The following is an 11,460-nucleotide window of genomic DNA, read 5'->3' as shown; positions in this document are numbered from 1 at the left end:
CCCCGCCCCTACACCGTGCTGGATTTCGCACAGAAGCTCCCAGCGTAACGTCTCGGCAATCATTCTACCTTGCAGCCATGCCCGATTTCCGCCTCCAGGTTTTCCAGGCCGTGGCCCGGCACCTCAGCTTCACCAAGGCCGCCCGCGAGCTGTACATCAGCCAGCCCGCCGTTACCAAGCATGTGCGCGAGCTGGAAAGCGCCTACCAGCAGCGGCTGTTCGAGCGGCGTGGCAACCGCATCAGCCTCACGGCCGCCGGGGCGCTGCTGCTAGCCCACGCCGACGATATAGCCGCCCGCCACGAACAATTGGCCGAACAGCTGCGCGGATTACGCGGCGAGGCCGCCGGCCGCCTGCGCCTGGGCGCCAGCACCACCCTGGCCCAGTACGAGCTGCCCGCCCTGCTGCCCGGTTTCCAGGCCCGCTACCCCCAAATCGAGCTGACGCTGCTCAATGCCAATTCCGAGCAGATTGCCAGTGCCCTGCTGGCTGGCCAGCTCGACCTGGGCTTTGTGGAGGGTCGGGCCAAGAGCCGCGACCTGCACTACGAGCCGCTGCTGGCCGACGAGCTGGTAGCCGTGCGCCGGGCCACGCCCACCGGACCGCCGCCCACGCCGCTGCCCTTAGCCGAGGCCCTGGCCCACCCGCTGGTGCTACGCGAGCGAGGCTCGGGCACCCTCGAAGTGCTCGAATTCGCCCTGCGCGAGCAGAAAATCCGGCTCGCCGACCTGCGCGTGGCCTTTTACTTCGACAACACGGAGGCCATCAAAACCTACCTCGAAGCCGCGCCCGAAGCCCTGGGCTTCGTGTCGCGCCGGGCCCTGACCCGGGAGCTGGCGGCCAGCCGGCTGGAGGTGGTATCCATAGCCGGCCTACACCTGCCCCGGCAATTCGAGGCGCTGTGGGTGCAGGGCCAGCCCCTGAGCCGCCCCGCCGAGCTGTTCTGGCGCTACGCCCGGCAGCAGTACGGACAGGAAGCAGGCGCCTAATTCCTGATCGGGGTGAAAGCGAAACCAAACGCCACTAGCGTATAACCTGAAGTAATACTGCATAACTATTTTAGATTATCGAACGGAGAGGGGCAAGCGTACCTTTGCAGCGGTACACCAACCCACTCCAGCTATGCCCCAAATCCTGCTTGCCCCACCCGAAACGGCAGTTCGTGCAGCAGGTTCAGGTGGTCGCAGAACCCCTGGCGCTTTGCTGCCCAAGGTGGTGTTCGGGCTGCTGCTTGCTTTTTGCCTCACGCCCTGGGCGTCGCCGCCACTGGCGCTGGCGCTGGGGTTGGTGCTGGCCCAAACGCTGGGCAACCCTTTCCTGGGTTTCACCAAAAAGTACACGGCCAAACTGCTGCAGTTTTCGGTTATCGGGCTGGGCTTCGGCCTGAATGCCCACGCCGCAGTGCAGGCCGGCCGCGAGGGCATCCTGTTTACTGTTGTTTCCATTTTCGGGACGCTGGTACTGGGCTATGTGGTGGGGCGCTGGCTGAAGCTGGGCCGCGTAGCTACTCATCTGATTTCGTGTGGCACTGCCATTTGCGGGGGCTCGGCCATTGCCGCGGTGGGGCCGGTAGTGGGCGCGAAGGATGAAGAAATGTCGGTGGCGCTGGGTACGGTGTTCGTGCTGAACGCGGTGGCCCTGTTCGCCTTTCCGCCCATCGGGCACGCGCTGGCCCTGTCGCAGCAGCAGTTTGGCCTGTGGTGCGCCATTGCCATCCACGATACCTCGTCGGTGGTGGGCGCGGCAGCGGCTTACGGCTCCGAGGCGCTGGGCGTGGCCACTACCGTGAAGCTGGCGCGGGCCCTCTGGATTATTCCGGTGGCGCTGGGCACGGCGTACTTTTTCAAGCAGCAAGATGTGAAAGTGAAGCTGCCCTGGTTTATTCTGGGCTTTATTGGGGCCATGCTGCTGAACACCTACGTGCCCGCCACCCACGTTGTGGGACCCTGGCTGGTACAGTTGGCCCGCCTGGGCCTGGTGGTAACGCTGTTCTTCATCGGGGCGGGCCTGTCGTTTAAAACCATAAAGGCCGTGGGGCCGCGGCCGTTTGGGCTCGGAGTGCTGCTGTGGGTGGTTATATCGGCCGCATCGTTGTACGTTATTGTGAAGCTGTAGCGCCCCAGATAGGCGTGCCGGAATGTGGCCCTGCCAGCGGAACACGCACTATCTAAGCGGGCAACTCCACCTACGGCATTAAAAGCCGTGGCTGCCCATGCTGGCAGTCACGGCTTTCAGCATTTTGGGCAAGCCCCGGCCCGGACTGCGTATCTTTGCGCCCGTTCCGTCTTGCTGCCTGCTATCTATGCGCCAACTCGCCATCATCCCCAATCCGCACGCCAAAATCACGCTCTTCAGCTGGAACGGCAAGTACCTCATCAAGCTCGAAAAGGGCTCGTTTGAGCAAACGTACAAGGTGAGTGAGCTGGACCTGACCGGCGAGGAAGACATCCACCGGCTGCTCGACAACGAGTTTGTGCAGGCCGCCGTGGCTCGCTTCGCCGCCATGCAAACCGACCTGCAGGCCGCCTTCGACCGCCACGATATTTGAGGAAGGTTTACGGAATGGGTGTTCTGCTGAGCTGAGTTGTCGAAGCAGGACACCCGTTTCAAGCCCACTCGCCGCCTACTCGCCCTCCCAATATCTGCAATGAAACATCTTCTGCTACTCCCGGCGCTGCTGCTGACTGCCACCTTCGCCCAGGCCCAGTTGTATGAGGCCCGCACAAGCAGCGTTAATTTCGAGAAGCGCACGCGCGACGCCGTGAAGGTAGAGGTGGAGGCTTCGGCCGACTGGACCCGCGAGTTCTGGCAGCGCTGGCTCAAGGATACCTATAACATCAAGCTGAAGGGCGACGGCGTGTTTGGCGTGGGCAAGCGCGACAACCTCACGGCCAAGCAGGTGCCCATATCGAGCGTCAGCGGCCAGCTCATCGACCTGTACTCAACCATACTGGCCCCGGCCGATACGGTGACCGAGCTATCGGTGTGGGCTGCCACGGGCCCCGACACGTTTTTAGCCGCTTCGAGCAGCGAGTTTGCGTCGTTGCGCTCCATTGTGCAGAGCTTCGGTACGGCCGCCCGGCAGCGCGCCTACCGCGAGCGGGTAGAAACTGCCGAGAAGGAACTGGCTGCTACAACCAAGGACAAAGAAAAGCTGGAAAAGAACCGCGCCAGCCTGGCCGGCAACACCAAGTCCAACCTCGAAAAAATCGAGCAGCTCAAGCAGCAAAACCTCGACAACCAGCGTAAATCGGCCGACGATTCGGTGAAGCTGCTCGATAATGCCCGGCTGCTGGAGCTACGCCAGGCCCAGCTGGAACGCAGCCGGACCCGATTGCTCAACCTCGACCGTCCGTAACGCCGTTTTTGCCGCGCTTCCCCATGCAGAAAGACCCCTCGCCCCTCGATACGCTTCGCCAGCTGAAAGAATGGCTCGATGCCGGCACCATCACGCCCGCCGAGTTTGAGATGCTGAAGCAGAAGCTGGTATTTGCGCCGGCTCCTCCGGGCGTGGCGCCCGATGCCGCCGCCCCCGAGCTTCCCATCCCCGAGCCACCCAGCCCCAAACTGCCGGAACCCACGCCCACCGCGCCGGAGGCTGCTGGTGCCACGGTGCCTGGTCTGTTGCCCGAACTGCCGCCCCCGGTTCGGCCCGAGCCAACTACCGTGGCGCCGGTAGAAATGATGCCCATGCTGCCGCCGGTTACCCACTCCCCGGCTCCCGAACCCTACAGCGGCGCCGAGCAGGAGTACGTGGAGGAGGATGCCTACACCGCCCCGCGCAAAAGCCCTCTGATGACAATTGTGGTAGTAGCCGCCATTCTGGCCCTGCTGGCCCTGGTGGCGTATCTGCTCTCCGACGGCCGCGACTCGGAGCGCCTCACCAGCACCTCCCGCACCACGGCCGATTCGGTGGCGGTAGCGCCGGAAGTAGGACCTCAGACCGAGCAGATTGAGCTGCTGCCTATTGCCGCCCCCGAAACCATTCGCGTGGCCCCTGTGGTTGCGCCTGTTGTAGCCGCACCCGCCGATACGGTGGTTGACGAAGCGCCTGCTCCGGCCGCTACCAGCCCGGCGGCGGCCACACCTGCTCCCGCCGATGCCTCGGCCGGGCTGTCGGCCAGTGCTGCCAAGGCCCGCGTAGAAACGATTATGCAGCGCTATTACGCCGATTTGCAGTCGGCGCCATTCACGGCTGCCACCTACTTCGCCCCCCAGGTCGAGCGGTTTTATCTGATGCAGAACGCCACCCCGGCCGCCATCAATGCCGAGCTGGCCAGAACCCATTTCCCCGAATTTCTGGAGGCCCAGACCAGTATCCGGCCCGGCACGCTGCAAGTGAGTCCGCCGGTCGCCGACGGTTCGCGGGTGGTTACTTTTGTGGAGAACAGCTCGGCCCTGCGACAGTCGTTGCAAAAGCGCCAGCAAACGGCCGCCCAGGTGCGGGTGCGCTTCGACAAGGATTTTAAAATCGTGTACCTGCGGCAGGAAAAGCTGCTGGAAAACAACTTCGAGGAGTAGCACTGCCGGTCCGGCGTTGTTCGGCACTCCCCACTCACTTATGCGCTTCCGTCCCGCTCTGATATCCGCCGCTGCCCTGCTCAGCCTGGGCTCCTGCCTGAAAGTTATCAAGCCGAGCAAGGATTTCGGCCAGTACGACAATCCGGTAGCCCCCGATTATGCCCTGCCGGCCAGCTGGGCCGCCCTGCCCACCCGCCGCGACTCGGCCGACGCGGTGCCGCGCAACACGCCGTTCAAAGACCAGCAGGCCACCGCCGCGGCCGACGTGTTCTACGTGCACCCTACTACTTATTACTGGCGCAAGCAGTGGAACGCTAGCCTCAGCAACGACCGGGTCAACCAGTTCACCGACGACGACGTGATTCGGAACCAGGCCTCGGCTTTCAATGCGGCGGCCCGGGTATACGCGCCCCGCTACCGCCAGGCCACGCTCTACGCTTTTTTCGTGGATAGTACCAAGGCCGAAAACGGCCAGAAGGCGCTGAATCTGGCGTATTCCGACGTGAAGGCGTCTTTCCAATACTACCTGGCGAACTACAACCAGGGCCGCCCTATCATCATTGCCGGCCACAGCCAGGGCACCGTGCACGCCACCCGGCTGTTGCGCGAGTTATTCGACACCGACCCTCAGCTGCGCCAGCGGCTGGTAGCAGCTTACCTCATCGGCTTCAAGGTAGACCCTAAGCAGTATCAAACCCTGAAACCCTGCGCCGACTCGACCCAAACCGGCTGCTACGTAGCCTGGAATACGGTTTCGTGGGGCAACGCCTACCCGCCATTTGAAAACGGCGTGGCCGTGAACCCGCTCACCTGGACGCTCGACACGCTGGCCGCGCCCGCCCGCCTCAACCGCGGTGGCGTCGGGCAGGATTTCAACCGGCTCGATGTGGGCGTGGTCGATGCCAAGGTGCACCAGGGTCTGCTGTGGGTGCACCCGCCCAAGCCCTCTGGCTACCCACGCTTCCTGATACCCGGCCAACCCCAGCTCTGGCACTCCTTCCACATTGCCGATTACGGCCTGTTCTACGCCAACATCCGCCAGAATGCCGTTACGCGCGTGCGGGCCTGGCAGGAGCGGGCGAAGTGAGAATAAGCGGTTTCCCCAAAGGAACGCATACAAGAAAAGGCCCCGCTGGCATCTGCCAGCGGGGCCTTTCTTAATTCTGAACGGCAAGCTTGCAGCTTGTGGCTGACAGCTTGCCGCTCAATTAGCCTATAATAGCTACGCGCTTGAAGTCGGAAACCGTCAGGCCCTTGCTGGTCTTGTCGAGCAGCTGGGCGATGGTCATCGAGTTGTCCTTCACGAACTCCTGGTTGAGCAGGGTGCTTTCCTTGTAGAACTTGTTGAGCTTGCCCTGGGCAATCTTCTCCAGCATGGCTTCGGGCTTGCCGTCGGCACGCGCCTGCTCCTTGCCAATCTCAATTTCGCGCTCGATGGTAGCAGCATCCACACCGTCCTTGTCGAGGGCAACGGGCTTCATGGCTACAATCTGCATGGCTACGTCGCGGCCTACGGTCGAAACGTCGGCACCGCCTACGTTCTTCATGGCTACGAGTACACCCTTTTTGTTGTCGGAGTGAATGTAGGAAGCTACTTTCTCAGCCGTGATGTTCTCGTAAGCCGTAACCACCAGCTTCTCGCCAATTTTGCCCATCAGGTCGGTGATGTGCTCCTGCAAGGCGCGGCCATCCTCCTGCGAAGCAGCCAGCAGCTCTTCCTTGGTAGCGGCGTCGGTTTTCACGGCCGTGTCCAGAATGCGCTGGGCCAACTCCTTGAAATCGGGAACCTTCGAAACCGGCTCGGTTTCGCAAGCCAGCGACACCAGTTTGCCGTTGGTGCCATCCTGGCTTACAGCGGCCAGCACTACGCCTTCCGACGTCTCGTTGTCTGAGCGCTTGTCGGCAATTTTCTGGCCCTGCTTACGGAGCAGGTCACGGGCAGCTTCGAAGTCGCCTTCAGCCTCAACAAGGGCTTTCTTGCAATCCATCATGCCGGCACCGGTCATGGTGCGGAGCTTATTTACGTCAGCGGCGGTAATAGCGGCCATTTGGTAGGAATTAGGAGCTCGAAGCTACAAGGCAGAATCCCGAAGGATAAAGCGGGTAGCTGAAAGCTGAATGTTGGAATTGAATTAAAAGGGAAGCGCAGATGCGAGCAAAAGCAAAAAAAGTCAGGAGCCAGGAGCTAGAATTGGCCAGTCGGTTTCCCTCTGATTCTAGCTCCTAGCTCCTAACTTCTAGCTTCTAACAGCGAAACGACTATTCGTCGGCGTCCTGCTTTTCCTTGATGCCTTCTTCTTCGGCTTGCTTCTTGTCGGCGTCCTCTTTGTCGACTTTGCGCTCCGACAGACCATCTTCGATAGCCTTACCCATGATGCCCACGATAAGCTGGATAGACTTCGAGGCGTCGTCGTTGGCTGGAATCGGGAACTGTACCGACTCGGGGTTCGAGTTCGTATCGCAGATAGCGAATACCGGGATACCCAATTTCTGGGCTTCCTTCACGGCAATGTGCTCGCGCTTCACGTCGATTACGAACAGGGCCGAGGGCAGGCGGCTCAGGTCGGCAATGCCGCCGAGTACCCGATCCAGCTTCTCCCGCTCGCGCGACAGCATCAGCCGCTCGCGCTTAGCGAGGGCCGCGTACGCCGTGTTTTCCTTTACCATCTTGTCGATGGTGCTCATCTTCTTCAGCGACTTGCGTACGGTGGCGAAGTTGGTGAGCAGGCCGCCCAACCAACGGTCGGTCACATAGGGCATGTGCAGGCGCTTGGCCTCTTCGGTCACAATCTCCTGGGCCTGCTTCTTGGTGGCCACGAACATAATCTTGCGGCCGCTCTTCGCGATGTTGCGAATAGCGCTGGTCGCGTGTTCGAGCGAAGCAAGGGTCTTGTTGAGGTCGATAATGTGGATGCCGTTCTTCTCCATGAAGATGTACGGAGCCATTTTGGGGTCCCACTTGCGGGTGAGGTGACCAAAATGCGAACCGGCGTCCAGCAATTCTTTATAGGTGGTAGTCTGGGCCATGATAGGGTTCCTCTGGAAGATTAGCGTTTCGAGAACTGGAACGAACGACGCGCCTTACGCTTGCCGAATTTCTTGCGTTCCACCATGCGCGGGTCGCGGGTCAGGAAGCCTTCCTTCTTCAGGGCGGGGCGAACCTCCGCGTTGTCGCCCACGAGGGCTTTCGAGATGGCCAGACGGATGGCTTCGGCCTGGGCCGAAATGCCACCACCGCGCACGTTCACCTTGATGTCGTACTGGCCGACTTGCTCGACCGTCGCCAAAGGCTGGTTCACGATGTTTTCCAGGAGTTCATTGCCAAAATAGGCTTTCATTTCCCGGCCGTTGATAGTGATATTCCCTTGCCCGGCCTGCATGTAGATGCGGGCCACCGAGGTTTTTCTTCTACCAGAGGTATTGAGGATTTCCATTAGGTGGAGAATTAGAAAAAAATGAGCCGGGGTTCGGCTTACAGATGCGAGAAAGAAAGAGCTTTAGGCTGCTGGGCTTCGTGCGGATGCTCGTTGCCGGCGTACACAAACAGGTTGCGGAACTGCTCGGCGCCCAGCTTGTTGCCCTGCAACATGCCGCGTACAGCGTGCTCAATCACCCGGGTCGAGTCCTTGGCCTTCTTGTCGCGCAGGTTGATGCGCTTCTGTCCGCCGGGGTAGCCCGAGTGGGTGATGTAGATTTTGTCGGTCAACTTCTTGCCCGTTACCCGCAGGTTGTCGGCATTGATGACGATGACGTTGTCGCCACAATCCGAGTTGGGCGTGAAGGAGGGCTTGTGCTTGCCACGCAGCATGTTGGCAATCTGGCTGCACAACCGACCCAGCGTGGCGTCGGCAGCGTCAACCACAACCCAGCCCTTGTTGGCGTTGGCTTTGTTGACGGCAACCGTCTTGAAGCTCAGATGATCCATTGGGGAGGAGGATAAACGTTTGAAAATGAAGAAGAAGCCGCTGCCCGTGGGGGCAAAACGGACACAAAGTTACCGCCTTTCGGCAAATATTCAAGCCTAGAGCTTAATAATTGTCTGGAAAGCAGCCGGAAAGCGTACCGGCGCTTACGGCACTGGGCGCAGTTCTAACACCCGGAAACTGCCGACCCGCCGTACCTCCTGGCCCAAGTAAGGTAGTAAAGTAGGCTGTTGAATTAGTGTCGAGTCGCTAGTATAGAGGTAACGGGCTCCTTGCCGTTGGAAAGCGGCGAGTTGAGGTGCAGTTAGCAGCGCTGGATCTTCAAATACAAAACCTTTCTTGTGCAGAAAGTAAAGATATACGCAGCCCGTATAATCGGGGCCAACCACACATAGGGCCGAATCGGGAATGGCAGCCGAGAGGGCGATGCGGCTGGCCGAAGCAAATAATTCCGTCGGTACATCGGGCGGTTGCATCCAGCGCCCCCAGTTTACGCGCGCAAGGGCCCAAAGGGGCTGTATAGCCAGCAGCGAGATTAAAAGGTAAACGCTTATTCCAGCGCTAGTCTGTAACCATGCTGCCCCCCATGCGGCCAGCAGCAACAGTAAGGGCAGCAGCGGTAGCATATAATAGGTATGACCCCGCATTTGGTGCAACTCAATCAGGTAGTACGCCGCCAGCCCCGCGGCCCACACCAGCCCCGGTACAAACCACGGATGTGCCACCGGGGGCCGGCGCACCAATCGTCCTAATCCCAGCAATAGTAGTCCCAACGAACCATAGCCCAGCAGCAATTCGGGCCAGTCGGAGAGCAGATTGCGTTTGATAATTTTAAGCCCCGTAGCTAGGTCGGCGGCCGGCCGCAGTTCCAGCCCGAAACTAGTCAAGCCCGACGTTTCGATGAGCCGCAGGGCGTAGGTGTACCAGGCCAGCGGCAGGCCCACTGCCAGCCCCGCGTAAGCGGCCAGTTGCCCTAACTGCCCCGCCGAGTAGCGCCGGGTCAGCGCGTCGCGCCCTACGAAAACAGCTATTGGAAAGCCGACCGCTAGGTATTGCAGCTTGGTGAGGCCGCCCAGCGTTACGGCCAGCAGACTCAGCAGCAGCAGGCTGGGCCGTGGGGTTTCGCGCCAACGCACAAACCACAGCAAGCCCGCGACGGAACAGGTCAGGGCCAGTATATCGGGCAAAGCATTAATGCCGTGATAGTACATTTCCGGGCTCCAGGCCAAGCACCAGGCCCCCACAAAGCCCAGATGTTTCGCGCCGCTCACTTGGCGCGCTAAGTGGTAGAAGGCCACTACCCCGGCCATATAAATCAGCCAGTTGAGGAGCCGCGGCAGGGCTTCGTGGAAACCGAAAACAGAATACGCGCCGGCCACCAGCCACTCATATGCCGGAAATTGCATCCCCGTAACGCCATCGGTAGCCCCGCGCCGATTCACCCGAGGCCGCAGGATATTCATGTCTTCCTCGTAGAAATTTCGCGCCACCGCCATTGTGTCGCTCTGCCGCCACACATGCACGCTGGCCGGCGGCAAGGAGAAATAAGGAGCGTGCAGCAGAAAGTTCAGGCCCACGAGCATGGCCCAAAACCAGATGCGGAAGCGGCTATATAATACTTCAGGTGCAGAGAGAACTTCAGCCATATTTTTGGTAAAGCGGTATGTGTATGTCCAAAAAAAACTAGTTCCTCTAGATAAGAGGAACTAGTTTTTTTTGGACATACACAGCAAGTAATTTGTATTATTCTTTGATAAATTTGCTTTGCAAGGTTTGAAATCCATTAAATATTCTCAGCACATATAATCCGGCTGACAAAGAAGAAATATCGATCTGACCGCCTGCTTGCACAGATAAGGAACGAGTACTACCCTTTGCATCTATCAATTCCACTTTGGCCGGCATCTTACCGGCACTCAGTGCCAAAGTTAATTGATTACGAGCCGGATTGGGAGCTAATGTAATTAACGATTCTTTTGCTTTGGTAGAAGATGTACTAGTTACAGTGCCAGGATTGGCAGGCCGATTAGCGGCAGCGTAAGAGATATACCACTTCTGCTTGTCGCCACCCCAATAATAATATTGTACCACGGATCTGTCTTCTTGTAATGCCTCATTAGTGCTACCACTCACTTCTAAAGCATACCCAGTGCGAACATTGAGCAAACGATATGGGCCAACAGAGCCAGTAAGGCTAAGATCATTATTGTTATCATCGAGGATACGCCAGAGCTGATTACTGCTATTTAAATCACGGTTCCAGAAGCTCCAGGTATTCGCGCCTCGGCCAGCTTGTAGAGTTTCGTTATAACCGCCACCAATTTCTAACGTGCCTAAGTCAGTGCGTGCATGTACCGCCCAAAGCTGATGACCTGGATAGAGTGGATCAGCGCCAGCAGGTTCAAAAAGCCATTGCTGGCCAGCTAAACTCCAATTCGTCCATTGTGAAACTCTGTTACTTCCGTTGGCGGTAGCAGAAAGGGCTTTGCCGCTAAAAGCATTGGTTACTTGGTAAACATTTTGATTGGTGCTGACATCTACGATATCCCAAGATTCTTCATACCTGCTGGAAAAACTGACTACAGGTACGTAACCTCTTGTAGGTAGATTATAAACCAGTTGTGACTCAACACCATAATAGTAAGATGTGATTTTATAACCCGAACTGCTGCGGTATATATAAATTTGAGATTTGTAATCCTGGATGGCGTTGTATTCTTCGTAATCTATATTTGTCCTTATAGAATAACCAGTATTAGAAGAGCCGACTGCTAGTTCCTGCTTACTATTTCTATTAATAATTCTGTATCGATGAAGCTCATTATTATCCTTCTGTATGATCCATTGCTGATTTGCTCCTCCCCAATATCCCCATAAGTTAGCAGTGTGTCCCCTTCTGTATCTATCATCTCCTCCAATTTCTAAGCATTCACCAGTCTGGTGTGAATGAAGGCGTATACTGCTTGATAAGTCGTTATTATTCATGATGCCCTTAAATCAGTTTCGCGAACCGTAG

At 58.4% G+C, this 11,460-nt stretch carries 12 protein-coding genes; 6 read left to right on the top strand and 6 right to left on the bottom strand.

What is annotated here, in order from left to right; translation table 11 throughout:
* The first annotated feature begins 77 nt into the window (after nucleotides 1-77).
* From J7E24_RS00400 to J7E24_RS00375, 6 genes are all read left to right on the top strand, one after another.
* Nucleotides 78-989, top strand: coding sequence for a LysR substrate-binding domain-containing protein (locus J7E24_RS00400; RefSeq protein ID WP_215133984.1), 912 nt, complete (start codon nucleotides 78-80; stop codon nucleotides 987-989).
* 133 nt (nucleotides 990-1,122) lie between these two features.
* Nucleotides 1,123-2,115 (top strand): YeiH family protein, encoded by a 993-nt coding sequence (locus J7E24_RS00395; protein WP_251046941.1) that lies wholly within the window; start codon nucleotides 1,123-1,125, stop codon nucleotides 2,113-2,115.
* A gap of 187 nt (nucleotides 2,116-2,302) precedes the next feature.
* The gene (locus tag J7E24_RS00390; protein WP_116942903.1) at nucleotides 2,303-2,548 is read left to right on the top strand and encodes a hypothetical protein; all 246 of its coding nucleotides are present in this window, start codon (nucleotides 2,303-2,305) and stop codon (nucleotides 2,546-2,548) included.
* Nucleotides 2,549-2,647: 99 nt separating this feature from the next.
* Nucleotides 2,648-3,358, top strand: coding sequence for a hypothetical protein (locus J7E24_RS00385; RefSeq protein ID WP_215133982.1), 711 nt, complete (start codon nucleotides 2,648-2,650; stop codon nucleotides 3,356-3,358).
* A 23-nt stretch (nucleotides 3,359-3,381) separates the two neighbouring features.
* Nucleotides 3,382-4,521 (top strand): SHOCT domain-containing protein, encoded by a 1,140-nt coding sequence (locus tag J7E24_RS00380; protein ID WP_215133980.1) that lies wholly within the window; start codon nucleotides 3,382-3,384, stop codon nucleotides 4,519-4,521.
* 40 nt (nucleotides 4,522-4,561) lie between these two features.
* Nucleotides 4,562-5,608: a DUF3089 domain-containing protein gene (locus tag J7E24_RS00375; protein ID WP_215133978.1), complete on the top strand. Its 1,047-nt coding sequence runs from the start codon at nucleotides 4,562-4,564 to the stop codon at nucleotides 5,606-5,608.
* Nucleotides 5,609-5,729: 121 nt separating this feature from the next.
* Here the strand turns inward: J7E24_RS00375 and tsf are convergent, their stop codons facing one another.
* From tsf to J7E24_RS00345, 6 genes are all read right to left on the bottom strand, one after another.
* Entirely contained in the window at nucleotides 5,730-6,569 is an 840-nt protein-coding gene (tsf, locus tag J7E24_RS00370; protein ID WP_215133977.1) for a translation elongation factor Ts, read from the bottom strand.
* Between the two features lie 211 nt (nucleotides 6,570-6,780).
* A complete protein-coding gene (rpsB, locus tag J7E24_RS00365; protein WP_176897009.1) occupies nucleotides 6,781-7,548 on the bottom strand; it encodes a 30S ribosomal protein S2 in 768 nt (255 codons plus the stop codon).
* 20 nt (nucleotides 7,549-7,568) lie between these two features.
* Nucleotides 7,569-7,955: a 30S ribosomal protein S9 gene (gene rpsI / locus J7E24_RS00360; RefSeq protein ID WP_092741435.1), complete on the bottom strand. Its 387-nt coding sequence runs from the start codon at nucleotides 7,953-7,955 to the stop codon at nucleotides 7,569-7,571.
* A gap of 38 nt (nucleotides 7,956-7,993) precedes the next feature.
* A complete protein-coding gene (gene rplM, locus J7E24_RS00355; RefSeq protein ID WP_215133975.1) occupies nucleotides 7,994-8,446 on the bottom strand; it encodes a 50S ribosomal protein L13 in 453 nt (150 codons plus the stop codon).
* A gap of 144 nt (nucleotides 8,447-8,590) precedes the next feature.
* The gene (locus J7E24_RS00350; protein ID WP_215133973.1) at nucleotides 8,591-10,090 is read right to left on the bottom strand and encodes an ArnT family glycosyltransferase; all 1,500 of its coding nucleotides are present in this window, start codon (nucleotides 10,088-10,090) and stop codon (nucleotides 8,591-8,593) included.
* 97 nt (nucleotides 10,091-10,187) lie between these two features.
* A complete protein-coding gene (locus tag J7E24_RS00345; protein WP_215133971.1) occupies nucleotides 10,188-11,429 on the bottom strand; it encodes an RICIN domain-containing protein in 1,242 nt (413 codons plus the stop codon).
* Nucleotides 11,430-11,460 lie beyond the last annotated feature (31 nt).

Origin of the sequence: Hymenobacter sp. ISL-91 (assembly GCF_018613725.1) — a bacterium.
In the GTDB taxonomy this organism is placed as follows: domain Bacteria; phylum Bacteroidota; class Bacteroidia; order Cytophagales; family Hymenobacteraceae; genus Hymenobacter.
Note: the sequence above shows the minus strand (reverse complement) of the source record. Positions and strands in the feature narration are given on the sequence as shown.